This is a genomic window from Hamadaea flava, assembly GCF_024172085.1.
In the GTDB taxonomy this organism is placed as follows: Bacteria; Actinomycetota; Actinomycetes; order Mycobacteriales; family Micromonosporaceae; genus Hamadaea; species Hamadaea flava.
In genome coordinates, this window is sequence record NZ_JAMZDZ010000001.1 from 2,117,247 (window position 1) to 2,142,888 (window position 25,642).

Annotated in this window: 20 protein-coding genes and 1 pseudogene; 15 read left to right on the forward strand and 6 right to left on the reverse strand. The window is 66.6% G+C overall.

Annotated features, from left to right (window positions below; all coding sequences use genetic code 11):
• Window positions 1-105 precede the first annotated feature (105 nt).
• From HDA40_RS09950 to HDA40_RS09970, 5 genes are all read left to right on the forward strand, one after another.
• On the forward strand, window positions 106-810 hold the full coding sequence (locus HDA40_RS09950) for a phosphatase PAP2 family protein (RefSeq protein ID WP_253754232.1): 705 nt from the start codon (window positions 106-108) through the stop codon (window positions 808-810).
• Window positions 811-1,170: 360 nt separating this feature from the next.
• Window positions 1,171-1,926: an ABC transporter permease gene (locus HDA40_RS09955; RefSeq protein ID WP_253754234.1), complete on the forward strand. Its 756-nt coding sequence runs from the start codon at window positions 1,171-1,173 to the stop codon at window positions 1,924-1,926.
• Between the two features lie 155 nt (window positions 1,927-2,081).
• Window positions 2,082-3,350: a serine hydrolase domain-containing protein gene (locus HDA40_RS09960; RefSeq protein ID WP_308197684.1), complete on the forward strand. Its 1,269-nt coding sequence runs from the start codon at window positions 2,082-2,084 to the stop codon at window positions 3,348-3,350.
• Window positions 3,351-3,363: 13 nt separating this feature from the next.
• On the forward strand, window positions 3,364-4,116 hold the full coding sequence (locus HDA40_RS09965; protein WP_253754238.1) for a MerR family transcriptional regulator: 753 nt from the start codon (window positions 3,364-3,366) through the stop codon (window positions 4,114-4,116).
• Window positions 4,117-4,350: 234 nt separating this feature from the next.
• Entirely contained in the window at window positions 4,351-4,641 is a 291-nt protein-coding gene (locus tag HDA40_RS09970; protein ID WP_253754240.1) for a DUF4287 domain-containing protein, read from the forward strand.
• A 647-nt stretch (window positions 4,642-5,288) separates the two neighbouring features.
• Here HDA40_RS09970 and HDA40_RS09975 read toward each other — a convergent pair.
• Both HDA40_RS09975 and HDA40_RS09980 read right to left on the reverse strand, forming a co-directional pair.
• Window positions 5,289-8,375, reverse strand: a complete 3,087-nt coding sequence (locus tag HDA40_RS09975) for a putative bifunctional diguanylate cyclase/phosphodiesterase (protein ID WP_253754242.1) — start codon at window positions 8,373-8,375, stop codon at window positions 5,289-5,291.
• Between the two features lie 494 nt (window positions 8,376-8,869).
• The gene (locus tag HDA40_RS09980; RefSeq protein WP_253754244.1) at window positions 8,870-9,118 is read right to left on the reverse strand and encodes a hypothetical protein; all 249 of its coding nucleotides are present in this window, start codon (window positions 9,116-9,118) and stop codon (window positions 8,870-8,872) included.
• 26 nt (window positions 9,119-9,144) lie between these two features.
• Here HDA40_RS09980 and HDA40_RS09985 point away from each other — a divergent pair, with 26 nt between their 5' ends.
• Window positions 9,145-9,393, forward strand: a complete 249-nt coding sequence (locus HDA40_RS09985) for a hypothetical protein (protein WP_253754246.1) — start codon at window positions 9,145-9,147, stop codon at window positions 9,391-9,393.
• A 115-nt stretch (window positions 9,394-9,508) separates the two neighbouring features.
• Here HDA40_RS09985 and HDA40_RS09990 read toward each other — a convergent pair whose 3' ends face one another.
• The 3 genes from HDA40_RS09990 to HDA40_RS10000 are packed head-to-tail and all read right to left on the reverse strand — an operon-like array spanning window position 9,509 to window position 12,985.
• Entirely contained in the window at window positions 9,509-10,312 is an 804-nt protein-coding gene (locus tag HDA40_RS09990; RefSeq protein WP_253754248.1) for an amidohydrolase family protein, read from the reverse strand.
• 1 nt (window position 10,313) lies between these two features.
• A complete protein-coding gene (locus tag HDA40_RS09995) occupies window positions 10,314-11,444 on the reverse strand; it encodes an alpha/beta hydrolase (RefSeq protein WP_253754250.1) in 1,131 nt (376 codons plus the stop codon).
• A gap of 38 nt (window positions 11,445-11,482) precedes the next feature.
• Window positions 11,483-12,985: an FAD-dependent monooxygenase gene (locus HDA40_RS10000; protein ID WP_275978215.1), complete on the reverse strand. Its 1,503-nt coding sequence runs from the start codon at window positions 12,983-12,985 to the stop codon at window positions 11,483-11,485.
• 207 nt (window positions 12,986-13,192) lie between these two features.
• Between HDA40_RS10000 and HDA40_RS10005 the strand changes: the two genes are divergently transcribed.
• The 8 genes and pseudogenes from HDA40_RS10005 (at window position 13,193) to HDA40_RS10035 (ending at window position 19,113) form a co-directional block, all read left to right on the forward strand.
• Window positions 13,193-13,816, forward strand: coding sequence for a TetR/AcrR family transcriptional regulator (locus HDA40_RS10005; RefSeq protein WP_253754253.1), 624 nt, complete (start codon window positions 13,193-13,195; stop codon window positions 13,814-13,816).
• Window positions 13,817-15,032: 1,216 nt separating this feature from the next.
• Window positions 15,033-15,614 (forward strand): hypothetical protein, encoded by a 582-nt coding sequence (locus HDA40_RS10010; RefSeq protein ID WP_253754255.1) that lies wholly within the window; start codon window positions 15,033-15,035, stop codon window positions 15,612-15,614.
• A 138-nt stretch (window positions 15,615-15,752) separates the two neighbouring features.
• Entirely contained in the window at window positions 15,753-16,091 is a 339-nt protein-coding gene (locus HDA40_RS10015) for a chymotrypsin family serine protease (protein ID WP_253754257.1), read from the forward strand.
• Between the two features lie 206 nt (window positions 16,092-16,297).
• A complete protein-coding gene (locus tag HDA40_RS10020; RefSeq protein ID WP_253763599.1) occupies window positions 16,298-16,822 on the forward strand; it encodes a SigE family RNA polymerase sigma factor in 525 nt (174 codons plus the stop codon).
• Entirely contained in the window at window positions 16,809-17,519 is a 711-nt protein-coding gene (locus HDA40_RS10025; RefSeq protein ID WP_253754259.1) for a hypothetical protein, read from the forward strand. The genes HDA40_RS10020 and HDA40_RS10025 overlap by 14 nt, the downstream gene beginning before the upstream one ends.
• Window positions 17,520-17,687: 168 nt before the next feature.
• Window positions 17,688-18,005, forward strand: a pseudogene (locus tag HDA40_RS42510) (prolyl oligopeptidase family serine peptidase); the annotation flags it as partial.
• 118 nt (window positions 18,006-18,123) lie between these two features.
• Window positions 18,124-18,837 (forward strand): IS6 family transposase, encoded by a 714-nt coding sequence (locus HDA40_RS10030; RefSeq protein WP_308197824.1) that lies wholly within the window; start codon window positions 18,124-18,126, stop codon window positions 18,835-18,837.
• An 87-nt stretch (window positions 18,838-18,924) separates the two neighbouring features.
• Complete coding sequence (locus tag HDA40_RS10035; RefSeq protein ID WP_308197685.1) at window positions 18,925-19,113, forward strand: DUF4287 domain-containing protein; 189 nt, start codon at window positions 18,925-18,927, stop codon at window positions 19,111-19,113.
• 57 nt (window positions 19,114-19,170) lie between these two features.
• Here the strand turns inward: HDA40_RS10035 and HDA40_RS10040 are convergent, their stop codons facing one another.
• Window positions 19,171-19,848 (reverse strand): helix-turn-helix domain-containing protein, encoded by a 678-nt coding sequence (locus HDA40_RS10040; RefSeq protein ID WP_253763601.1) that lies wholly within the window; start codon window positions 19,846-19,848, stop codon window positions 19,171-19,173.
• A 174-nt stretch (window positions 19,849-20,022) separates the two neighbouring features.
• Here HDA40_RS10040 and HDA40_RS42060 point away from each other — a divergent pair, with 174 nt between their 5' ends.
• Window positions 20,023-25,614, forward strand: coding sequence for a LamG-like jellyroll fold domain-containing protein (locus HDA40_RS42060; RefSeq protein ID WP_253754263.1), 5,592 nt, complete (start codon window positions 20,023-20,025; stop codon window positions 25,612-25,614).
• Window positions 25,615-25,642: the final 28 nt, after the last annotated feature.

A 25,642-nucleotide genomic window follows, 5' to 3' on the forward strand; every position in this document is an offset into this window, starting at 1 on the left:
TCCTTGTGGCCGCCTCCGTCGGGATGGCGCTGGCGCTGGCGGGATGGCGCACGGCCCGACGCCACCGCAAAACCTCGCCCAGGCAGTAGCCCGGGATGGGATCTGATGGCGTTCGCTGGCGGCAGATCGGCCGACCCTGTGACGGTGCTGCCGTGCGCCCCGTCGCCAGCGCAGCTCGCCGACCGTCCGCGGCATACAGCGGCGGTGGTCGCCGTGCTGGCGGGGATCGCTTTCAGCGCGTTGATGACGGCGGTGTGGTTGGGCTGGCCGCCCCTGATCATCCTCGATCAGCGAGTCGCCGAGTGGCTGACGAGCGGAGTGAGTTCGCACCCTGGTCAGCTGACCACCCTGCGAGTGATCACGACGCTCGGGTCGACGACCATGCTCGCCAGTGTCATGACCATCACGGCGATAGTCATCGTCGCGCGGCGCTGGTGGCGGGCGGCTGCGTTCCTGGCCGTCGCCGAGCTCGCCCCGCTGCTGGTGGGTCCAGTACTGAAGCTGCTGATGGACCGGGCACGTCCCGTCGTCGCTCATGTGCTCGTCGCGCCGCCGGCCACGTTGAGCTTTCCCAGTGGCCACGCACTGGGCTCGACGGTCTCCTACGGGGCGATCCTGTGGCTATGCCTGCCGCTGTTGCCGCAACGACGTCTGGAGGTCGCGGCATCCACGGTGGCGGCGCTGGTTGCGCTCGTCGGGTTCAGCCGGGTGGCGCTCGGCGTCCACTACGTGTCCGATGTGGCCGGCGGATGGCTGCCCGGGCTGGCATGGCTGGCGATGTCGGCCCTGCTCGTGACGCGCCGACGCTGATCGGACACGGGTGTGTCGCCTGGGCTGCCTACGGCCTGCCGGAGCGGGCCGAGTTCCTATTCCGCCGACCGAAGATCGCGGCCCATGCCGCCGCCGACAAGCCCTCCGTCGCCGCATCGACCACCGGAGCTGGTCACCACGCTCGATGCCCAGTTCCAGCAGGCCCACACCACCCTGAACCGTTACGCAACCGGTGACACTGGAAGCTGCACAACCAGCTCACCGCCGCCGACCTGAAGACGCTGTCAGACTCGATCAACGCGCTTGCGGATCCGGTCAGCCAGATCGCCGCCGACATCGCCCACTGACCAGTCCGCACGAGCAGCGCCTGCCGCTCAGACAACAGGAGACAAGAGCACGGTGAGTTCGACCGGTGTGCAGTTCAGCGTGACCTTCGGCATCGTACTGGCCGTCCTCACCCTCGCCGCAGCGGCGGTCACCGCCATCGCCGGGCTACATGTCTGGCGGGCGATCTTGACCGCGACCTTGCGCGCCGTCGCTCAACTGGCGGTCGTGTCGGCGATCCTGGCCTGGGTCCTCACCCGCTGGGGCGCCACAGTCGCGTTCATCGCGCTGATGGTCGTCGTCGCCACCGTCACCAGCGCCCGCCGGATCGGCAGGCAGCGTCGTGCGTGGTCAGTGGGCATCGCGATCGTTTCCGGTGCGGGACCTGTCTTGGCCTTGATCCTGGCGACAGGGACTGTTCCGGCAAGCCCCATCGCGATCGTGCCGATCGCCGGGATCCTCATCGGCGGGGCGATGACCGCGACGTCGCTGTCGGGCCGTCAGGTGATGGACACGCTGATCGGACGGCGCGGTGAGTTCGAGGCGCTGTTGTCGCTCGGATTCGTCGAATCGGCCGCCGTCCGCGAACTGTGCCGCAATCCCGCCGGCCGGGCGTTGCACCCGGCGCTCGATCAGACCAGGACCGTCGGGCTGGTCACGCTCCCCGGCGCGTTCGTCGGCGTCCTGCTCGGCGGCGGCAGCCCGCTGCAGGCTGGCGCGACGCAGCTACTCGTCCTCATCGGGCTGCTCGCCGCCGAAGGCACCGCCGTATGGATCGTGCTCGAACTGTTCGCCTGGAGCGTCATCAGCCCACAGCGTGAAGGCGGTTGACCCGCTACGCGGGCGTGCAGCCACCGCCTCGTTCGGGCAGCGGAACCTCGTCTTCACGCCGCGTACGCCACGGACCCGGAGGCGTGCACTAGCGTCGGCCCCGTTGGACGACACGCGCAAGCCGCACCGAGGACCCGGCGAGCGGTCGCACCGGAGTGCTCACCCCCAAGGCCACCGGGGCGCCGATGCGACAGGACACCGGCTTCCTGATTGGATCCATCACCAAGATCATGACCACCACGGTCGTGTTCCAGCAAGTCGAGAGGGGAACGCTGGACCTCGACGCGCCGGTCGTCGACTACCTGCCGGAGTTCCGGCTGGCGGTGCCGGGCGCGGCCGAGAAGATCCAGGTTCGCCACCTCGTCACCCACACCAGCGGCATCGACGCCGACCTGTTCTTCCCCGACGCGTCGGGCCGCGACGCCCTCAAGACTTACGTGGAACGGCTGGGCCGCGAATGCGGCGCGCTTTTCGAGCCCGGCGAATGTGTCAGCTACTCCAACGGCGGCATGATCGTCGCCGGCCGGCTGCTGGAGGTCGTCACCGGCCAGCCGTATCACGAGCTTCTCGAGCGGGACGTCTTCGCGACCGCTGGGATGGCCGACGCGTGCACCTCCGCTGAGCGCGCGATCCTGCGCTCCACCGCGATCGGGCATTTCCCGGATCCGGCCACCGGAGCCGTCCGGCCGACTGGCATGTTCACCCTGCCACCGACCTGGGGACCGGCCGGTGGCACCGCGATCGGCACGATCGCCCACCTGCTCGCGTTCGGCCGCGCCCACCTCAACGACGGCATCGGCCCGTCGGGAGCCCGCCTGCTGTCGGCGGAATCGGTTGCCCGGATGCGGTCGGTCGCCTTCGACACGGGTACGCCGAACACCTCGCCGGTCGGTCACGGCTGGCTGGTGCGCTCGCTCGGCGGCACTACGGTCCTCACCATGTCCGGCGCCTCGCCCGGCGGCGTGGCGGTGCTGGTCGTCGTGCCCGAACACGACCTGGTATTCGCCGCGTACGGCAACGACTCGCGTGCCCTGGCGTTGCACGACGAGCTGCTGCTGTGGCTGGCCGGGCTATTCGGCCCGGTGGAAACACCCACCTACGCACCTCAGACCGTCGACCTCGCACCGTACGCGGGAACCTACCGCTCCAACCAGCTACGCATCGACGTCAGCGTCGTCGACGGCGCACTGGAGGAGCAGATCACCTACGAACCGCACGACCAGGTACAGGAACGCATCTTCACCGGGTTCATCGGCGGACCGCTCACCGCACCGCCCCTGCGATACGTGCCGATCGGCAAGGACCTGTTCGCCCCGGCCGGGATCCCCCTCGACGGGCTGCCGCCGCACTACCTGATCTCCTACCACTGCGAAGCGGCGTACCGGTGTGCCGGCGGTCGCATGACCCGGCGCACCGCCGTCTGACACGATGCGACATATGAACGACGAGCTGGCCGCGGGGCGGCATCTGCTGACCATCGGCCAGCTCGCCGACTACACGGGCGTGACGATCAAAGCGGTACGCGTCTACCACGACCGGGGCCTGCTGCCCGAGCCGCCACGCGACTCCTCCGGCTATCGACGCTACGGCGCCGACCACGCGATCCAGCTGGTCAAAATCCGCACCCTGGCCGAAGCCGGGGTGCCGCTGGCCCGGATCAAAGAGCTGCTGAAAGCCACCCCCGAACGGTTCAGCGCCGCGCTGGACGAGATCGACCACAACCTGGCCCAACGAGCCGAGCGGATCCAGCTGACCCGGCAGCGGATCGCCGCGCTCGACCACGGCGACCGACTGTTCGTGACGCCCGAGGTCGCCGAGTACCTCGACCAGCTACGCCGGCTCGGCATCAGCGAACGCAGCATCCTCCTCGAACGCGACCTGTGGATCCTGCTGCAATCGGCGGCACCACAGGAGGCGGCCGCCTGGATCGCCGACAAGACCTCGGCCATCACCGACCCCGAGTTCCAGCAGCTGTATCGCGACTACGACGCCGCCTTCGACTGGTCACCGCACGATCCCCGCCTGCCCGAGCTGGCCGAACGCACCCACCACTGGTACGGCTCACGACAGGCGGGCGAGGACGACGGACCCGCACCCGCCCCGGCGATCACCCGCCTGGCCAATGTCGCCGCCGGTGCATCCTCCCCCGCCTGGACCAGGATCGGCGAACTGGCCCGGCGTACGCCGTGAACCTCATTCCGGCGCACCCCAGCGAACACGGAAAGGCAACCTCGTCGGCGACGGCCGGCAACCCGTCGTCCAGGCACAACCCGACCCCGGTATGATCCGCAACCTGCAGCTGGAGGTGTTCCGACCGCCCGGCTGTTCGCCACCGAGGGCGACCGCACGGCCAGACAATCCGGACACGGCGGCCGCCTGCCACCGGTGTCGTTCACCAGCACAACTGTTTCGGAGGCATACCCCATGTCGTTCCAGGCCTACCTCGACGCGATCGAGGACAAGACCGGAAAGACCCCGCGTACCCTGGTCGAGCAGGCCAAACAACTCGGCTACGATGCAGACGGCGTGAAAGCCGGCGCGATCATCGACTGGTTGAAAGAAGAATACGGCCTCGGGCGCGGACACGCGATGGCCCTGGTCCACGTCATCACGAAGGGGCCGAAGATCAGCACCAAACACGTCGGAACAGACGGCACACACCGCGACGCCACCGACACCCTCTGGCTGGACGGCAAGGCCACGCGACCAGTCTGACAGCGACACCTAGTCGCATAACGCTCAACGGGGCCACCCGCCTGACCAGTCGCGGTCCCGGCGACATCGGCGGTCCCGCGCGGTGCGTGCGCCGACCGCCGAAGCGAACAAGATCCCGACAGAGTTTGGCCGAACGAGAAAGGCTTTGGTGCCAACAGTCCAGCATCAAAGACCGAGAGCAAGCTGCCGACCAGCGAGAGATCCGCTCTCGACTGGCCGATGTCGACCACATGGGGCTAGCTGACCGCAGGAGCGGTTCGCTGGCGCGACGTGATATCGACGCTGAGGCTGCGCGCCCAGAAACATTGTCGACCGGATAACCCCGGCGTGATTCGACGTGTCCCACGATCAAGCCGATGCCCGGCTGCGACAGTCACCTGACGCAAGTCGGATCCATCGTGAATGGATGAATGGGGCTCGTCGCAGACACTGCTGAGGCTGCGCTGTCCATCAACTGGTTGGTGGACAGGAGCGGCCCGGACGATGTCGAGACCTACGAGAGTCCCGAATTCTGGCTATCTATCCCGGCGATCTCATGCGGCCGCCGTACGCGTATGCACGATGGCAGGACGACGCGGTTGTCTGGGGCTGTTCCCGCAGCACTCCCATGCGCCATGGACCAATGGCGGGGTTTGAGGCGTGCACCCTCAACCATCGGCTCCGGGGACGACCTCGCCCACCGCCCACCGCACAGCTTCCGGGTCGGGCAGGGGTCGGCTGAACAGGAATCCTTGGCCGAAGTCGCAGCCGGCCTGCCGGGCCGCCTCAGCCTGACTCTGCGTTTCGATGCCTTCGGCGATGACTTGCAGGTTGAGGATTCTGGCCAGCGTCACAATGCCCGCGACCAGTTCGCGCTGCTTTCCGGACTTGGTCATGGCGGTGATGAATGCCCGGTCCAGTTTGACGATGTCTAGCGGCACGTGGCGTAGGTAGCTCAACGCCGAGTATCCGGTTCCGAAATCGTCGATCGCGATGCGCACGCCGGCCGACCGTAGCCGTTGCAGGTCGGACCTGATCCGATCGTCCTCGCCGAGCAGCAGGCTTTCGGTGATCTCCAGCACCACGCGGTCGGACGGTAGTCCGCTTTCGGCCAGCAGCCGGCGGAACGAGCCGGCGAAGGTTTCGTTGCGGAACTGGCGGGCGGAGACGTTGATGGCGACGTATGGCGCCCGGCCTGCGGTCTGTTCGCCCCAGCGGCGTGCCGCGTCCAGCGATGTTGTGAGGACCCAATCTCCGATCCTGGTGATGAGGCCGGTCTCCTCGGCGACGCCGATGAAGGCGTGCGGCGACAAGCGTCCACGGGTCGGATGCTGCCAGCGTAGGAGTGCCTCGAAGCCGACAGTGGTCCGCGACTGCAACTCGACGATCGGCTGATATTCCAGGAAGTACTCGTGGTTGTCGACCGCGTGCTCGAGGGAGGTGCGCAACGCCAGCCGGTCCATCAGACTCCGGCGCATCCACGGCTCGTAGCGCCGCCATTGGCTCTTGCCGGTTCCCTTCGCCGCGTACAACGCCAGATCAGCGTTGCGCAGCAGGTCGCGGGCGGTCCTTGCATCGACGGTCGTCGCGACCCCGACGCTAGCGCCGCACGGTATCTCTGCGCCGGCCACGTCGATGGGCTGGGCCAGCTCGACGGTCAGGGCGCTAGCGGCCAGCTCGAGACTCCGCGGGTCCGCGATCCCGGTCAGCAGGACCGCGAACTCATCGCCTCCGAGCCGTGCGGCTGTGTCCTGCGCAGGCCCGTTCCGCTCGACAAGGAAATCGGTCAGACGGCGAGCGACCGCGGTCAGAACGGTGTCGCCCACTTCGTGGCCAAATCCGTCGTTGATCAGCTTCATGTCGTCAAGGTCGACGAAAAGCACCGCGGCGACGGCATCAGCACGGTCCGGCTTCGCCAGGACGGCATCGAGCTGTCCGGTGAACAGCAGCCGATTGCCCAGTCCGGTCAGCGGGTCGTGCAATGCGCGCTGGGCGAGTTCGTGCTCCAGCCGTCTCTGCTCGGTGACGTTGCGCAAAGTGAGGACAAGCCCGCCAATCGACGGGTCCGAGCGCAGGTCGCGGCAGGAGACCTCGACGTGCGCGATCGCTCCGTCAGCCGATGACAGCGTCCAGTCAACGCGCTCAAGCGAATACGGGCCCGAGGCCGATGGTTGTTGCGCTGCGCCGCGACGGGCACGGGCGAGCAGTTCCGCCGCCGCTGCCCGGCTCAGCGGTTCCACCATGTTCAGCACGGACTCCCCATCCAGCGACCGCTGTCCCAGCAGCGAGAATGCCGAGGGTGTCGCATACCGGATTCCGTCGTCGTCGTCGATGATCAGGATGATGTCGGTGCTCTTCTGCACCAGCGTGCGGAAATAGGTCTCTCGTGTGTGCCGCGCGATCTGCCTGTCGAGCCCGATGCGCTGCAAGGCCAGGCCTGCCTGTATTGCCAGAGCCTCCAGTCGTAACCCCAGATCCGCCAGAGTGCGCGGGTCGGCTTCGACGACCATTACATTGGCGTTGTCGACGCCGTCAGGGGTTGTCAGTGGCTCGGCTGTGCTCCGTCGCGGGCCGGCATGGTCAGGTTGGCCCGTCGCAGCGTCCGTGAGAGCGAATGACCAGGTTGCGTTGCGTCCGCTTGGCTCCAGGGCCGGGGGGATGGGCGACTGCTCATCGGCCGGGACCAACGCGACCCGGTATGGCCGGCCTGGTTTGACCAGGCGCCGCACGGCTCGATCCACGACGGATGCGATGTCGGCCGTGTCATGCGCGTAGGCGAATTCCGACACCGCTTCGCCGACGACCCGCTCCCCGCGAATCTGAGCCCGCAGCTGTGACGTCACGTCCAGCAGCCGGGCGAAGATCAGCAGCAACACCGCGGTCGCTGCAGCGGCGAGCAGGCTCTCATACCAACGCGGCACCCCGAAGATGGTGATCACCAGCACCATCGAGGGCATCAGCGCGGCAGCGAGCACCAATCCGAGCCGTCTGCGGGTGGGCTGTTCCGCCAACGACATCGCGACGGCCGCCGGATGATCGAAATGGGTCATCGACGGCACCAACGCCGCGGCGCCGACCGCGGCGAAGAACAACAGCCATATGACATCCAGCGGCGTCCCGGACAGCCACTCACCGCGGATCCGACCGAGCCGGAACAGCACGTCGTAAACCACTACAGCCACCAGACCGATCTCCAGCAAGACCCTGGAAGCCGTTGCCCGCGCCGTCATCGCCAGCACCGCCGCCAACGTGAAGATCGCGACGTCACGAGCGACATACGCCACCCGTACGACCTTCCACAGCACGCCGATACCCGGCTGGCCCGCGTATGGGAGCGCAACCAGCACACCGAGCAGCAGGCCCGCGCCGAGGGTGATCGTCACGGCGTCGATGATCACCGAGGTGCGCCGAGTGCCCGTGCGGACCAGGCCCAGCACGGCGCATCCCAACGCGAGGAGTGTGGCCAAGTGCAGCAGCCACACGCTCCAGATCCCAGACTTGAGCGTCCCGGGCTGCCCGGGCAGCGCGTCATACGTGACGCGCGCTGCGGCGGTCGTGGCCAGCGACGCGCCAACCAAGATCCATGCCGCGCGTCGCTGCGGTCGGTGGCGTTCTACGCCCACCGCCACGGCCCCAACAGCGATCGCCGCCACCCCGGCCACCAGCAGCGAAGAGCCCGCAGGCCACAGCACATACGCCACGGTCAAAACAATCATGGCGGCGACATACAAAATGATCAGTCGACTTGTGCTCATACCCCTGAGTCCGTCACTACAAGCTAACGATAATCGCGGTCGCGAGTAGGACGGACGGCATCAGAACAAATCCGGACGACCCCTAATTCTGCCTCAGCACATTCGCCCCAGCTGCCAACATGCCTTCCAGCCGTCCGCATCGCCCGGTCGAAGATCGTGTCGATCGGCCGTCGCCAGCGCAACCCGGGCGGATGTCGGACTGATTGCCTGCGCCCCTGAACTCGGCTTGACTGGTACGTCGATCCCCTGAAGGAACAGCTCTCGAACGGCAACAAGATCATTCCCGGCGGCCGGGCAGTCTTGCCGCCGTTCGAGATCAACGGCGGGCGCAGCGCTTCGAGCGTAGGGGGCCGGATTGAACGCTGGAGGCGTGCTGGTTCGCTGGACTCATCGCCGTGAGGCGATCAGGCCGCTCAGCCCGCAGCATCAACTCTCCTCAGGTCGGCTTCCTGCCGCCATCCGGATGACCAGCGCATGCGTCGCGGCAACCGAGGCTACCGATTCTGTGTCAGGGCGGCTACTAGGCCGCTAATCGCGGTGATCGCCAGCGACAGCAGACCCATCGGCAACGTCAGGAAGTACACCTCGTGCCAGCCAATGCCGATGACGGCAGACCAGGAGAACGCCAGTCCACACAGCGGTCCCGCGACTACGACATCGCCGACCGCAGCGAGCATCTCCACACGCCGCTGGCCGATCTGACCTTCCACGGCGACCGTTGTTGCGGCGACGGGCACCGCCACCGAGCCCGATGAATACCGATTCAACGATGACCATGAACGCGTTGTCGGCCAGCGCCATGACGAGAATCCCGAAGATCATTAGCCCTATCGCCGGACCGGCCACCCGGGTCGTCCAGCGTTGGCCGGACACCTCGCTCGATGGCGTCATCGTCCGCCTCATCCACGACGACGTCGATCTGTCCGTGCAGGATCACAAGGTGTCAATGAAGATAGCGACCTGCCCGGAACGTCAGGCAGACCGGTTAGCGTCACCTTCAACGACGGGTCGCAACTGACGCTAGTGCCTGGACCTGTTGCCGATTTCTTTGCCGTTGGGTCGCACCACGTCGAAGTCTGTGCTGCGGGACAACGTCTGTCAGCGCTGTTGAAGCCCATCATGGATGGAGTTGGCTATGGCCAGTTGATCCACTGCGCGAGCGCCTGGCCCATGACGAGTTCCAGTTGGCTGCCGGTGAGCCACGGCAGATGGTCAGTGAACATGGTCAGGCATTCGGTCCAGGTGCTGCGCATCCTGGTGATGTCGGTCCCCCAGAACATGCGCTCGGAACCGTAGGCGTGGTGGACGCGGCGGAGCAGGCCGTGGGTCGAGGCATACGGGAATTCGTCGGTGGCCATGCTCGGTACGGCGGTGGCCTTGACTGCGACGTTGTCGTAATGCGCGAGGCCGAGCAGCGTGTCCAGGTGTTTGGCCGCATCGGGCAGTTTGAGGTGTGGCAGGACGCCTAGATGGTCGATCATGAGTCGCATCCGTGGAAACCGTCCTGCGAGTGTTCCCAGGACAGGCAGGTCGTCGGGCATCGTCATCAGGCTCACTGGAAGGTCGCGGTGGTGGGCTGCCGACCACAGGGAGTCGAGTTCGCCGTGTACGGTGCGGGCGACGTCGTCGGGGCCGAGGAGAAACCGAAGGCCGACCACGCCGGGCTGGGTGACCGTTGTGGCGGCGAGTTGGTCGAGGTTGTCTGCGTCGAGCGGGAACCATGCCATGGTGGCGAACCGGGTGGGGTGGTTGGCGGCGGTGGACGCGGCGTAGTCGCTGGCGTTGAGGTCCCAGATCGGCGGGCAGTTGATGGCTTGGGCGATGCCAGCGGCGTCCATTTCAGCGAGAGCGGTCTCGGCTGTGAAGGGTGCTCGCCAGTGGTGCGGCGGAGCATCGGGGCCGGTCCACAGGTGGATCTGGGAGTCGATGATGCGCATGTCATTCTCCGGCTGTGGCGAGGCGGGCGCGCATCCAGTCGCCGATCAGCGCGTCGCGGTCCTGAAGGTGGTTGTAGATGCAGTGGTCGCCGTCGCTGAACACCGTCATCTCCTTGTCTGCGGTGGGCGCGTGGGTCAGCATCGCCGTGGCGAGGTCGTCAGAGATCAGTGGGTCTTTGGACCCGTGCACGATCAGGAGCGGGTAGCCCGTGTTCGGGCCGTCGGCGATCGGGTTCACGTCGGTCCAGATCCGGGCGGCGGCGTCCGGATCGCTGGTCCCGCAGAACAGCACCATCTTGGTGTGGAAGGTGCCGACGCTGGACGTCACCATCGAGGGCGCGACGAGACCTCCGTTGTCGCAGCAGGCGCGGATACGTTCGTCGGCGACGGCGATGGCCATCATGAGGCTGCCGCCCATGCTGTTGCCGACCAGCCCGATCGGCACGCCGGGGGCGCGCTTTTGGACATAGTCGAGAACCGCGCCGTAGGAGGCACGCCATTCGGCGGTCAGGTATTGGCCGTGTGTGAACCGGGTCTCGCCTTGGCCGGGGCCGTCGAGCACCAGCACGTTGAGGTTGCGCTGGGCCAGGGCCAGGCCCATGGAGGCGAAGTCCATGGCCCAGCCCTCGACGCCGCCGATCACCACTACCGTACCGACGGGCTGCGGCGTGGCGTGGAACCACCAGCCGACGAGGGTGCCTTGCGGGCCGTCGACGTTGACGCGCTCGCGGTCACCAAGGATTACGGCCGCTTCGGCGTACAGGACGGCGGCGCGAGCGTAGATTTCTCGGCGCTCGGCGGTGTCTTGGAGGAACATCATCTGGCTCATCCGTAGCAAGGCCGAGGCCCGCAACAAGAACGGTGCCCGCACGACCTCGATCGCTGCGGCCTGGGCGTATTGCAGGCACTGCTCCGCCAGACGGGTGGCGGCCTCCGCCCAGCGGTCCCCGGCCAGGACCCGGCCGCGTAACTCGACAGCGTCGGCGTAGTCCACGCCGTAGCCCAGCATCCGTTCCAGGGAGAACTGCCGAAGTCCCGCAGCGGACTCCACGGAAAGCCCGGCCAGTGCCTGCTCCGTCTCCGGCTGGCGGCCGGTGAACTCGCGGATAGTGACCCGCGGCTGATCGGACATGAATGCTCCCGGAAGGATGGGGCGGCGGGGAAAGTTGTTTAGGGCAGTGCGAGCGCAGCGAACGCGGCCAGGTCGGCGGCAAGGGTGCCGTGGGCGACGAAGGCCACGTATCCGTCCGGCCGGACGAGAACGTCCACCGGGGCCTGGACGCCGAGGTCGTGAGCGACTGCTCGGGCCTGCTCGGACTTGATCTGGATGATGCGCAGTGGCGCGCCGCTGCCGGGCCAGGCGATCCCGGCGAGCCGATCGGGCTCGCCTTCACCGATCGCCAGCAAGGTGAAGTGCGGCCCACGCAGGTGGTCGAAGAGGTGCTGAGAGGTGCCGTCAGGGTTACGCCACCGCACGCCCGGCATCCGGTCTCCGGCCCGCAGCCCCGGTCGGCTGTCGGTGGCCTCGGCGGCCAGCGGCCCGTCCCGGTAGGACAGCGACAACTGGCGTTCCTCGTCGCCTCGACTCATCGCCGCGGTCGGGCGGCCTTTCATGCTCGCGTACAACTCGCTGGACAGTCCCAGCACGCGGGCGGCGATCGGTTGCCGTTCTGCCTCGTAACTGTCGAGAAGGGGCTGTGGTGCGCCTGCGAGCACCTGGGCCAGCTTCCAGCCCAGGTTGTAAGAGTCTTGGATTCCGGTGTTCAGGCCCTGCGCACCGGTAGGCGGATGGACGTGCGCGGCGTCGCCGACCAGGAGCACCCGCCGTTGCCGGTAGTGCTGGGCCAGACGGATGTTGGGTCGCCACACCGACGTCCACCGGACCTCATCGACGATGACGTGACGGGCTCCGGGAAAACCGGTGATCGTCTTTTGCAGCTGTTCGATGGTCAGCTCGGGCTCGGCTGACGGCGCAACCTTCAACATCAGCTGGAACGCGTCCGAGCCGGTGGGCATCGGGCACAAGGCCATGAACCGGGTGCCCAGCAGGCCGGGCCAGATGTGCCAGCAGCTGCGCGACAGCCCGCGCAGCCCCAGATCGGCCACGACCATCCGGTCGCTGTCGTCGGTGGTCCCAGCGAACTCGATGCCGACGGCGTTGCGCACAGTACTGGCACCGCCGTCGGCGCCGACCACATACCTGGCCCGGATCGTCTCGACCCGGCCCGCCACCTCGACGGTCGCCGTGACGCCTCCCTCGTCCTGCGTCAGAGCGGTGAGCCGGCTGTCGAACTGCACCTGGATGCCCAACTCGCTAAGCCGATCGCGCAAGACCTCGTCGGTGTCGTTCTGCGCGACGAGCATGACGTTGGGAAAGGGAACAGCATCGGATTCCCGGTGCAGCTTCATCATCGTCTTCGGGATCACCAGCGGCCCAAGGTGCAGACCCAGCTTCGGATAGAGGGCGCCTCTCGACCGCAACGCGGGCAAGACACCCAGATCATCCAGAACTTCCTGCGTACGCGGCTGCACCCCCTTGGCGCGCGACCCGGGGAAGCCACCCGAGGACGCGCTGATGATCCCGACGTCCACGCCCCGGCGGGCCAGATCACACGCCAGGACCAGACCCGCGGGCCCAGCTCCCACCACAAGCACATCCACCTGGCTCGGCATGTTTCTGACCTCCGGCCGTCACCACAAGGGCACAAGCCCTCTGAACTGCACAGGAAACGGTCCCGTATTATGGCTACATCGTATCCATAAATAGGGGGTCGGTCAACGGTAATGAGCCTGGACGCCCGTCATACTGAGCAGATGTCCGCCGCCACACCCGAACCCAGGCCACCCCTGCCTAACTCACGGCGGCGTGGCCGACCCCGCATGCCGCGCGACCGGATCATCCAGGCAGCGGTCGAACTGGTCGACTCCGGCGGGGTGGAGGCACTGACGTTCCGCGCCCTGGCTGAACGGCTGGGATCGGGCACAGCCACCCTCTATCGGCACATGGCCGACCGGGCAGAGCTGGTAGGCGAGGTAGTCGACCACATCCTCGGCGAGATCGACCTCACCGCCGGCAACCGACCCGACGAAGACTGGCAGACCGCCCTCGCGGCGTTGTGCGACGAGCTGTTCACCGTCCTGGCCCGCCATCAACACGCCACCCCGCTGCTCGCCGAACACGTCCCCACCGGCCCCCGCGCAATGGCCTTCCGGGAGGCATGCCTCGCCGCAATGCTCAACGCAGGGCTCGCCCCCACGACAGCAGCCATCTCGGCCGCCACCCTCGGCCGCTACACCCTCGGCTTCGCCATGCAGATGCACACCACCGGCGATGACCGACAGCAGATCAGCGAAGCATTTGAACATGCCGACTCTCAGCGGTACCCCAGCATTCATGCCCTCGCCGAGCACCTGCCCGTGCCGCTGCACGCCGAGTTCGCCCACGGCATCCGCATGATGATCCGGGGGATCGCAGCCACGACGGCCGAGAACCCCAGTGGGTAACCATCGAAACTGCTCACGTGAGGGCGCCGACACAGGTGGCGTCCTCCGCTGGGTCATGCCGCACCCGGAAACCCGGATCGCCTAAAGTCTGACCCGGCTCACGTCGACGACATGCATGGCAACGGCGTCGCGGTCACCAGATGGGCAGGTCAGCGGCTATCGCCAGGTACCCAACGGGGCAGTCTTGGGGTGTATCCCTCGCAAGGTTGCGACGATCGCTGGAATCCGCCCCGTGTGGCCGCTAAGGCAGAGTCGAGCGTTCAGTACCTACTCGATCTGGATTCCGTTTCCTGGGTGCGCCACGGCCCATCGCCTGTGGCGTAGTGAGGTGACGTGGCGGCGTTGACGAGGCTCGGCGGGCGGATCGACCGCAGCGAGAGGTGCAGGTGCGGACGCATTGGGGCGTCGAGGGAGTCGACGACGGGCAAGTAGCCACGGGTGTGACGCTCCGGATTGCGATTTGCTGCCGCAAGGTGATGGTGCCCCGGACCTGCGGTCCAGGGCACCCGATAGATATCGGTTCCTCCTGCGCTACTCGTCGGGGCGAACGACGTGTACGCGCTCGGCGAGTTCCATCAAGGGGATGAGGTCGCCATCTACCGGCTCAGTGCCGCGAACGCGTACTTCACGTAGACCAGGCATGTTGAGCAAACGCCCATAGGATCTAACGCCGCTCTGATAGACGAGCCGGAGTTCCTCGATCGCGTCCAACGTCTCGAGGTCTGCAAGATCGAGAATGTCTGTCGCCTTGCCCTCGCATCCGGGTCGCCGAGTACGCGGAGCTCCTTCAGCGAGGTCATGCCTCGCAGCTGCGCAAAGCTGGAGACTTGGAGCTCCGACAGCTCGAGACTGACCAGCTCTCTGAGCGAAGCCAGCCCATTGAGCGAGATCGCTTGCCGTTTCCGCCCGCGGCCGCGGCTTCTTCCACGGTGCCGCCAAAGCAAACAGCTCGGCAGACGCACCGGACCGATCACCGCCGACCAAGAACGCACCAAGCCCGCCGAGCAGTCCCGACACCCGTCAGCAACGCCACGCCGATCCAAGCGCCCAGTCCGCCCGCGTAGCGGTTGACAGCACGACATGCAACCAGCATGATTGTCAAGCCTGTCAATTAGCACAGGCGTTCGACTGCGATGCGCTTCCTCGCAGTCTCTTTGTGTTCTCAGATCCATGGGGAGGAACTATGAGACACAGGCTCATTCGGATCGTCGCGATCATGGCGCTCGGAGTCGCCACAACGGGCGCCACCGCGTTGCCGGCGGTCGCTGGCCAGGACAGTGCCGGGGCGGCCTCCGGCTCCGTTCTGGCGATCTCCGAGCCCGTCGCCGGCGGGTTCGCCAGCTGGGGCGAGCTGTTCGAGGTACAGGGCCGGATGAACGCAGCTGCGGCGGCGATCGCAGCCGCAGCCAACTCGTCCGCGCACTCGGGGCTCGGCTCGTTCATCGCCGCCCCCGAGAATCGGGAACTGCGGGTGTATTGGCACGGCAACGTTCCCTCGAATGTCGAGGCAGTCATCAACCAGATGCGCACCAAAATCCCGGTGAAGATCCTTCCGGCGCGCTTCACACAGGAGCAGCTCCTGCGTGAAGCGGCGATCCTCTCCCGGCATCGGGAGCTGGTCGAGGTTGGGCCGCTTCCCGACGCCAGCGGGCTTCAGGTGAAGACGCGGCGTGGCGCGGATCTTCCAAGTCAGGCGCAATCGGCGCTCGACAACGCCAAGGTCGCCACGGTCCATACACAGGATGCGACCACGCTCGTCCAACTGGTGTCACGGCAGGACGACCAATCGCCCTACTGAGCGGGTGGAACCCTCCTGATCGGAAGCGGTGCCTGCACGAACTCGTTCACCGTCAACCACGGCGGGCGCACGAAGCTGCTGACGGCCGCGCACTGCGGCAGCAGCGGTGCCAGCGTCTACGACGGCGGCAACGACTACATGGGCACGCTCGGCAACAGGAACACTACCCGTGACATCGCCCTGGTCGACGCTCGCGGGACCGGGCGCATGTGGGACGGGCCGTGGAACGAGTCCAGCGTCACCAAGGGCGTTCAATCGGCGACGTTCAGCGCCGTCGGTAACTGGCTATGCACGTCGGGCGCCGCCTCCGGTGTTCGCTGCGGAATCCAGGTCAAGAGCAACAACCAGACCATCGGTGGACAGTCGCCGATGGTGATCGCCGAGCAAACCGGTCATCTGAACGCGGCCGGGCAGGGTGACAGCGGCGGTCCGGTGTTCGAGATCCCCGCCCCGGACAACGGCAGGGTGATCGCTTAGGGCATCATCAGTGCCGGCGTGGTCGGATACTCGGCGTCCTGCACGGGAATTGCATATAGCTGCTACTACCGGATCGTCTATGCCGACGTCACGCAGACCGTCTCGTATATCGGTGCCACGATCGTCACTGGGTAGTAACCGTAGGGAACCACAAGATCTACGCCGGGCGGGCAACCATTCGCCCGCCCGGCGTTGTTAGACCAGTGATGGAGCACACCGGCCAAGACTTCGACGAGTACGTGCGAGCGGCGTGGCCCCGCCTCGTGCGCTCCGCGTGGCTGCTCACGGGAGACTGGTACCGCGCGGAAGATCTCGTGCAGACCGTGCTCGCCCGCGCCTACGGCCGGTGGCAGCGCATCCGAGACAATGCGCCCGACGCCTACCTGCGCAGCATGATGGCAACCACCCACCTGTCGTGGTGGCGGCGCCGCTGGCGCGGCGAAGTCCCGCACGATGCGGTTCCCGAACCATCCTCACAGCGGCCGTCCGACGATCTCGACCTGCGAGCGACACTCGCCGCAGCACTACAGCAACTGCCCCGGCAGCAACGCGCAGTGCTCATGCTCAGATATCACGCCGACCTGACCGAGACGGCAACGGCGCACGTGATGGGCATAAGCGTCGGCACGGTCAAGTCCTACACCGCCCGTGCCCTCCACGGCCTACGTCGTGATCAGGCGATTCAAGCCCTTGCCACCGGGGAGCTGGAGGTAACCGATGAGCAACGATGACCTGCGACGGCTCCTGACCGACGATCTCCCCGAGCCGCCGGCCAGCCTCTCAACGGCTCCGCTGGAAAACATTCATCGCCGCGCCCGCCGCCGCCAGATCAGCATCACTTCTGCCGCAGCGCTCGTCGTGCTGATCACCGCAGGAGTAGCCATCGGCGTCGAAGCTTACCGAGGCGGTGCATTGGCACCACTGTTCGGCAGCGACGCATGCGCCGGCTCCACCCTACCGACCACACCCATGAGCCCAGCTCCCGGCGAGGCCACCCCACAGCCGGGCGGCTCGGCGGGGCTATCCGAGCTCGCCGATGCCGTACATCGCCTGGGCGACGACCAATACCGCACGACCTACGCCGGGCTGATCATGGACACCGAGCACGATCGAGTCCTGGTGTGGCGGATCCCGTCGCGCGAATTCGATCGTGCCGTGGCGGCCATGCCCGGACACGAGAAGATCGTCATGATGTGCGCGACCCACTCCTACGCGGATCTCCTCGCGACGACCGATCAGCTCCTTGCTGATCAAGAGTATTGGAAATCGCGAGGCCTGGCACTGAACCAGTTTGGCCCGGAATACCGCGACAACTGCGTGCTGGTGACCACGTTGGATCCCGTTCGCGCTCAGGCGGAGTTGACCGCCCGCTACCCAAAATTGCCACTGTGCTTTACGTATGGAGCGGGCGAACAACTGGCCCGATAATCAAGGCACTGACGGTTCCGGTCGCGACAGCCGTAACAGTGGTCGTGACTGCCCACTGTCACTGTGAACCTTGTCGGGTCATACACGCTGGCCGTGCTCTTGGCATGGCGCTGGACGGCAACTCGACTCGATTCTGGTGCGGGCTGAAATCGCAGCCATAGTGGTGCCGTGGTATCAACAGACGACGACCCGTGGCGATGGCTGGAAGAGATCGACAGCCCACCGGCCTTGGCCTGGGTTCGCGCCCGGAACGCCGAAACCGGGCACCTGACAACCGCCGACGGCTTCGACGATCTTCGCTCCCAGATCCGGGAAATTCTGGCCGATGAACGCCGGATCGCCTACCCGGCGGTTCGTGGGGAGTATTGGTACACCTATTGGCAGGACGCGGCTAATCCGCGTGGGCTGTGGCGGCGCACCACCGCCGACTCCTACCGGAGCGACAACCCGCAGTGGGAGGTCCTGCTCGACCTCGACGCTCTGGCCGCGGCCGAGGACGAGAACTGGGTCTGTGCCTCGATCAACGTGCGGAAGCCGGATTACGACCTGGCCCGGGTCTGTTGCGTTAGTCGTCGGCAAGATCGTGCAGGCTTGGCCGGTGAAGGTGTCGACCCGTCCTCGCCCGTGCCCACCGCCGGAGTCGGCGTTCGCCGGCTTCCGGTTCCCGCCCGAGGTCATCATGGTCGCGGTCCGCTTGCATCTGCGCTTCAATCTGTCCTACCGCGACGTCGAGGAACTCCTGGTCGAACGCGGCTTCGAGGTCGACCACGTCACGATCTACCGGTGGGTGCAACGGTTCACGCCGCTGCTGGCCGACGCAGCCCGCTTCGCCCGGCACTCGCCCGGTGACAGGTGGTTCGTGGACGAGACGTACGTCAAAGTCAACGGCGTGTGGCGGTACGTGTACCGGGCGGTCGACCAGCACGGGCAGGTCATCGACGTGCTGGTGTCCCGGCGACGTGACGCCGACGCGGCCCGCAGGTTCTTCCGTCGCGCCCTGGCCGCGCTGAAGGTGACACCCACCGAGGTGGTCACCGACGCCGCCACGGTCTACCCCCGCGTACTCGACGAGCTGATTCCGTCGGCGTGGCATCATGTCGAGCGGTACGCCAACAACCCGATCGAGGCCGATCACAGCCGACTCAAACACCGACTGAGATCGATGCGCGGGCTACGAACGGATAAGACAGCGCAGGTGATCCCCGCCGGACATGCCTTCATGCAGAATCTTCGCCGCGGCCACTACGAACTCGGATTCGATGCCTCGCCGGCAACCCGGGTCGCCGCCGCGTTCACCGAACTCACCCAAGCGATCTAACCAAGGGCTGCTCCCAGGGTTCACCGTGTCCGCCGATCGCCTAATGCAACAAACCCGGCCAGACAACTCGGCTACGACGCAGACAGTGTGAAAGCCGGTGTGATCATCGACTGGTTGAAAGAAGAGTACGGTCTCGGGCGCGGACACGCGATGGCCATGGTCCACGTCATCAAGAAGGGTCCGAAGATAAGCACCAAGCACGTGGGATCCGACGGCACACACCGCGACGCCACCGACACTCTCTGGTTGGACGGCAAGGCGACGCGACCGGTCTGACGAAGCCGGCTGCCTTCGCCAGCGAGGCATGCTTGGGTGGCTGCAGCAGCTGTACTGTTAGGACAGCGTGACTGCGTCGGTAAGGTGGTCGGCGGCGATCTGTCCGTCGATGTAGACGCGCACGCTGCCTTGCAGCGGTCCGCCCGATGTGAGCAGCAGATCGCTCCAGTGCACATCGAAGGCGTAGTCCATGCGTGCTCGCTTTTCGAAGTTGTCTGCGTCACGGACGATGGCGAGGTCGATCTCAAGATGGTGAAGGCTGGCGAGGTGCTCTATGGAGTGGAAGCCTTCGAACCTGACCCACGCGGCATGATCGACCACCGAGTGACGGATCTCGATCGTGCCGATGATGATTCTCTTGTCGATCAGGCTGACACGTTCGGCGTGCGCGGTGATCGCGTTCGCGGCGCAGCCGGCTTGCTCAGGGTCGGCGCCATCGGCGACCGGCTCTGGCGTCCACGGCTGGCGCGCAAGGATACGGGTGTTGGCCATCGCGACGGCTTGCGGCGCGTCGGCTCTGTATTGCTGGGTCATGGCATTGAGCCAGAATTGTCGCCAAGGTTCCGGGTCCGCGCCACACGCGCGGGCGAAGGCGAGGGTGACCTCCAGCGTCGGCATACTGTGTCCACTGGCGGCCCGGGCGAGGGTCGCGGCCGAATATCCGGCTTGCCTGGACAGCCGCCGGTAGGTCGGCTGGCCCGCACCGAGCCGCAGGTCGCGCAATCGTGCGGCCATTTCCACTGCAGGAGTTGATCCTGGCTGCAGTGGTCGCTGCGGGCGTGCCATCCGTGCCCCCGAGTTGACGCAGATTGTCGCGTGCGCGTGCGTGGAGTCTAGACGACAAACGCTTCTAGCCATAGACACACGAACATGCCTATGGGAGCGTCGGCGTTTCGTCGGATGTGGATCGTGGCGGCTGCGGTTGCCGTTGTTGTGTCGGGCCTGGCCAGCCAGCCCGCGTCGGCCACGGTGGCACCGCAGGGTACTGGTGCCGGATTCCGGTACGGCGACAACGGCCGGCTGGTATCGGCCGAGTTCGGCTGGGACGGCGACCGCTCCGGGCTGCTGCGCGCACGTGGCGCCGAGCAAGGTCCTTGGGAGGGTTGGCGCACGATCGACCTGGGATTCGGCGAGGTGGCGTTGCAGTCGACGGTCGACGGCCTGTATGTGTCGGCCGAACTGGGCTGGGACGGCGACGGATATGGCCGGCTTCGGGCCCGCGCCACCGCCATTGGCCCATGGGAACGCTTCGGCGTCGTGGAGATGTCGCCGGGCGAGTTCGCGATCCAGTCGACGGCCAATGACCTGTTCGTGTCGGCGGAGCTCGGCTGGAGTGGTGACGATTACGGCATCTTGCGCGCGATATCGCCTTCGCCTCGTTCCTCGGAGCTGTTCGTTGACAGCACGCCGGCGCCCGACAACGTGCGCGGATCCGTGGTCGACGCGACCACGACGTATCTGGCTTGGCACGACTATTCGCGAGCAACCGTGCGGTTCGAGATCGACGACGGCAACATCAGCCGGTTGACCGACATCGGCTCGACCTCGTTCACCTGGACTGGCGAGGTTCCTGGATCATCGCTGTGTTTCCGGATCCGTGCGGTCAGCACCTCCAGCGGCGAACGATCGCTATGGTCGGACCCGGTCTGCACCACGACGCCGATTCCGGTCGCGACCGAGGTGACGGCAGCACCGGTCGACTCGCACGTCGCGCATGTCACCTGGGCTGATCACACCGGCCACCAACTGCGGTACGCGATCACCGACGGTTTGACCGTCTACACCACTGACGTGGGAGCGACCAGGTTCGACTGGGCCGGACTGGCCGCCGGCCAGTATGCCTGCTTCGCGGTCGCTGCGTTCAATGGCCGCAACGTGGCCGAGTGGAGCGACTGGGGATGCACGGCCACGGTCGCGCTGCCGGCGCCGACGGTGACCGCGACCGGGGTCAGCACCAGCACCACCCGGATCCGGTGGAGCGGTAACTATGCCGGACTCGACCATTGGGAGATCACCAACGGCAACGTCGATCGTCCGATCAACGCCGGCGCGTCCAGCTATGACTGGGGCGGTCAAACCGCCGGGCAGTATCAGTGCTTCGCGATCCGGGCGGTCGTCGTCGACGGCGGGGTGTCGGAGTGGTCCCCGTGGCAGTGCACCGTCACCCCCGTTCCCGGGCCAGACAATGTGCGTGCCTCGGTGCTGAGCGCCGGTACCGCCAGAATCACGTGGAACGACACCTCCTCCGGCGTCGCCGGCTTCCAGATCGACAACGGCAACACCAGCCGCACCGTCAGCTCCGGGGCCACCAGCTACGACTGGGGCGAGCAGCTGCCTGGCCAGAGGATGTGTTACCGGGTACGCGCGACGCATGACTTCGGCGCCTCCGACTGGTCGCCCTGGACCTGCACGACAATGCCGGTCGACACCCCAGCTGGCGTGACCGCCAACGCCACGAGCACCCACACCGTGCTGATCACCTGGAACGACGTGCCCGGCGCCCGCTTTGTCGTCACCGACGGAACCACCAGCTCGGCAGAACTTCCCGCCGGGACCACGAGCTACACCTGGACGGGCCTGGCCCCCAACCAGGCCGCGTGCTTCACCGTCGCGGCCAGACAGAATGAGGGCCAGTCCGCCTGGTCGGCGAAGGCTTGCGCGACCACCTGGAGCCTGGCGGCGCCTACCCTCGTCACGGCGATCGCGATCGACCCGACGACCCTCGAGGTGCGCTGGCCCGACCCGGCCGCAGCATCCGTGCGCTACGAGGTCACCGACGGCGCCGGCCTGCACACCACAGATCCCGCCGCGACCAGCGATCAGTGGACCGGCCTCGCCCCCGGCACCCGGCGATGCTTCCAGGTCCGCGCCGTCGACGGCACCAGTCATTCGGACTGGCGGCCCAGCTCACCGACCGCTGTCTGCGCCACCACCCCCGCCGCGGACGCCGTACCGCCCAGCCCCGCCACCGCCGTCACCGCGACCCCGGACAGCTCCCAAATGATCCACCTCAGCTGGACGAACCCCACCGCAGGCGCCCGCTACGAGGTCAGCAACGGAACCGCCTCGATGTTCACCCCCAGCGACGCCACGTTCTTCGACTGGGGTGGCCTGAACCCGCAAACCACCTCCTGTTTCCGCGTCCGCGCGCTCACCACATCCGGTGCGTCGGCCTGGGCACCGGACACCCTGCCGTCAGCCTGCGCCACCACGAGCGCCAAATCCTGCCAAGCCACCAACGACCTCCCGGACACCGGCGGCACCGTCGATCTCTATCACGGCACCAGCCAGGCCTACGCCCAAGACATCCGCGACCACGGCATCGACATCGCCAAGGGCGAACGGTATGTCGACTTCGGCCGTGGCTTCTATCTGACCACCGACCTTGCCCAGGCCCGGGCCTGGGCCGAACGCAACTTCGCCGACGACCATCCCACCGTCTTGCATTTCCGGGTACCGCTCAACGCACTGTCACCCGGTGGCCTGTGCGGCATGGTGTTCAACCCGCCCGCCGCGGGTACACCCGGCTACCTGGCCTACGTCCGCGCCATGCGCACCTTCCAGCCCCTCGTGGGCGGTGCAGACTACGACTTCGTCGAAGGACCCCTGCTGGACAACCCGTTCGACTTCATCTCCGGCACCGCCGACGCCCGCTACCACGGCCACCAGGACTCCTTCCACAGCCCGCAAGCGATCAGCCTGCTCAACCAGAGCCTGAGCGAGACCATCCCGGTAGAGCAGCTGCGCCCGTACGCGATCGTTGGTGACTCATATTCGGCCGGACAGGGCACCGCAAACTACGACCCGGGCACCGACACCGCTACCAACAGGTGCCACCGCTCCGCGCAGGCGCCCGGCCGCCTCTACGCAGCCGGACCCCCACAGAAGTACCGGCCCGAATCGATCGCGCACCTGGCCTGCACCAGCGCCACCATCGCCAACCTCACCGTCCTCGGCCAATACGGCGAACCCGCGCAAATCTCGGCCATCCCGGCCGACGCGAGCCTGATCACCGTCACCATCGGCGGCAACGACGCCGGTTTCGCCGACGTGCTGACCCGCTGCGTACTCGCCCAGGCCTCCCGCACCGCATGCGAGGACTACTACAGCCAGAACGACACCAACAACCTCGAACGCAAAATCAACTTGCTCTTGCCGGCCTTGGCCGCGACCTACACCGCGATCAAGAACCAGGCGCCCACGGCACGCGTCATCGCCGTCACCTATCCCAACCTGTTCAAACCCGGAAGCGACGGCGCCTCCCAATCGTGTGCCGGAATCGGGTTCATATCGTCCAGCGACATCTCCTGGCTCATCCACGAAACGCTGCACCTCGACAACGTCATCGCCACGGCAGCCAAAGCGGCCGGCGTCGAGGTACTCGACGAACGGTGGGTCTTTCAAGGCCACGAACTGTGCACCAGCACCGCCTGGGTCAACAGCCTGACGTCACAGCCGCTGACCGACCTGTCGGAGTCGTTCCACCCCAACGCATCCGGCTATGCCCGGATCGCCGAAGATCTCGCAGGCAAGGCCAGCCAGCCGCCCGCGGCCGACCCCAGCCCAACCTTCTGGCATTGGGACAACCGCCGCAACAGCGTCATGCCCCGCCTGGCCGACGCACGCATGATGGCAGCAAGCCTGCCGGTCGCCACACCTGTCACCACACCGCCCTATCGGGAGGGACTCTTCGGCGGCTGGGAAGGCGACCCCGATCGCGCATGCCCCGTCAACGACGTCGTCATGGCCCGCGACGCCTGGACCGGACCCGGCTCGTTGCCACTGCAATTCTCTTCCAGCTATCCCGTCGCCGGCTGCTACGTGGTCAAAGGAACGTGGATCAGCCCCTACGACGCAGCGGGCATCAGCGCCAGTAACCGGACGGAGATCACCGGTAACCCTGCGCTGGGAATAGCCGCACGGTTGCAGATCGACCATGTCATCGCACAGAAGAACGCGTGGATCATGGGAGCCTGGTCGTGGACCGCCACCCAGCGCGCCGACTTCTTCAACGACTACGACGGACTGGAACTGCTGGTGGTATCCGGGTCCAGCAACGGCAGCAAAGGCGACCGCACGATCGACGCCTGGACGCCACCCAACGCTGGCTTCCTGTGCGACTACGCGATCATCTACGCCACGGTCAAATACCAGTACGGCATCGCCACCACCACGCCGGAAAAAGACCGGCTTCTCGACATCCTCAACAACCGATGCACTCCCGAGGCCGTCGACCCACCCGGGCAACCCGACGGACACTGGCTCGCCGACGAAGCAAGCGGCACGACACTGGCCGACTCCTCCGGCCACGGTCACCCCATCACCCTCACCGGCGCCACCTGGACGCAAGGCCGAACGGGCGGAGCCGACAGCGCCATCAGCGTCGACGGATCCGCCACCACCAACTCCACGGCCGCCCCGGTCATACGCACCGACCGAAGCTTCAGCGTGGCGGCCTGGGTCCGCTACACCGCCGACGGCAATTGGCGCACCGCCGTCAGCCAAACCGGCGACCACGTCAGCGCCTTCTATCTGCAATGCTCCGGCGAGACCAACACCTGGCGCGTGGCCATGACCACCGCCGACGTCAACGGGCCAGGCGTCGACTCCGCCGTGTCCACACAAAAGTGCCGCAGCGGCACCTGGACCCATCTCGCCATGGTGTACGACGCCGACCGCCACGAAATGCGGCTCTACGTCAACGGCGCCCGGGCCGCCACAGCCACACACACCACAACCTGGAACGCCACCGGACCATTGACCATCGGATCGGCCACCTGGGAGAGCCACGGCGTCGACTACTGGAACGGGCAAATCGACGATATCCAAGTCTGGAACCGTTCCCTCGCCGACAACGAACTCGCAGCCATAGCGGACGCCACCGTCGAACAAGCCAGCTGGGACCTCAACGGCAGCGGAGCCGACGACACCACCTACGACCATCCGCTGACCCCGTCCGCCGAAGCCGCCTGGGATACCGGGCACAACGGCCTTCAGGCGGCCGTCTTCAACGGCACCAGCAGCTACGCATGCACCGCCGGACCCGTCGTGCACACCGATCAGAGCTTCACCGTGGCCGCCTGGGTGCGGCTGTCCACAGCCCCCACCGGCTGGGTGACCGCCATCAGTCAAAACGGCACCACCAACAGCTCCTTCGTCCTCGGCAGCAACGGCTCCCAATGGGCCTTCGCCGTCCACGGCGCCGATGCCGTCGGCACCCCCGCCTACCGCATCTACTCCGCCGGACCCGTCGCCGTCGGCATCTGGACCCACCTCGCCGGCGTGTACGACGCCCGAACCCACCAGATACGCCTCTATGTCAACGGCCACCTCGCCGCCACGGCAGAAAACGCCACCGCCTACGACGCCCGGACAACCTTTGACATCGGACGCGCAAAATGGGAGAACACCTGGCGAGACTGGTGGCCCGGACAGGTCGACGACATCCGCGTTTATCTCGGCCCAGCAGACACCGACATCACCCAGCTGGCCAGCCAGTGACACCATTCCGTCACAGCATCGCCGGCCG

What these genes read in the sequence shown, in the direction of transcription:
- HDA40_RS09950 (WP_253754232.1), top strand. Translation starts at nt 106, where the DNA reads ATGGCGTTCGCTGGCGGCAGATCGGCCGACCCTGTGACGGTGCTGCCG.
- HDA40_RS09965 (WP_253754238.1), top strand. Translation starts at nt 3,364, where the DNA reads ATGAACGACGAGCTGGCCGCGGGGCGGCATCTGCTGACCATCGGCCAG.
- HDA40_RS09970 (WP_253754240.1), top strand. Translation starts at nt 4,351, where the DNA reads ATGTCGTTCCAGGCCTACCTCGACGCGATCGAGGACAAGACCGGAAAG.
- HDA40_RS09975 (WP_253754242.1), bottom strand. Translation starts at nt 8,375, where the DNA reads ATGAGCACAAGTCGACTGATCATTTTGTATGTCGCCGCCATGATTGTT.
- HDA40_RS09985 (WP_253754246.1), top strand. Translation starts at nt 9,145, where the DNA reads ATGACCATGAACGCGTTGTCGGCCAGCGCCATGACGAGAATCCCGAAG.
- HDA40_RS09990 (WP_253754248.1), bottom strand. Translation starts at nt 10,312, where the DNA reads ATGCGCATCATCGACTCCCAGATCCACCTGTGGACCGGCCCCGATGCT.
- HDA40_RS09995 (WP_253754250.1), bottom strand. Translation starts at nt 11,444, where the DNA reads ATGTCCGATCAGCCGCGGGTCACTATCCGCGAGTTCACCGGCCGCCAG.
- HDA40_RS10000 (WP_275978215.1), bottom strand. Translation starts at nt 12,985, where the DNA reads ATGCCGAGCCAGGTGGATGTGCTTGTGGTGGGAGCTGGGCCCGCGGGT.
- HDA40_RS10005 (WP_253754253.1), top strand. Translation starts at nt 13,193, where the DNA reads ATGCCGCGCGACCGGATCATCCAGGCAGCGGTCGAACTGGTCGACTCC.
- HDA40_RS10010 (WP_253754255.1), top strand. Translation starts at nt 15,033, where the DNA reads ATGGCGCTCGGAGTCGCCACAACGGGCGCCACCGCGTTGCCGGCGGTC.
- HDA40_RS10015 (WP_253754257.1), top strand. Translation starts at nt 15,753, where the DNA reads ATGGGCACGCTCGGCAACAGGAACACTACCCGTGACATCGCCCTGGTC.
- HDA40_RS10020 (WP_253763599.1), top strand. Translation starts at nt 16,298, where the DNA reads ATGGAGCACACCGGCCAAGACTTCGACGAGTACGTGCGAGCGGCGTGG.
- HDA40_RS10025 (WP_253754259.1), top strand. Translation starts at nt 16,809, where the DNA reads ATGAGCAACGATGACCTGCGACGGCTCCTGACCGACGATCTCCCCGAG.
- HDA40_RS10040 (WP_253763601.1), bottom strand. Translation starts at nt 19,848, where the DNA reads ATGGCCGCACGATTGCGCGACCTGCGGCTCGGTGCGGGCCAGCCGACC.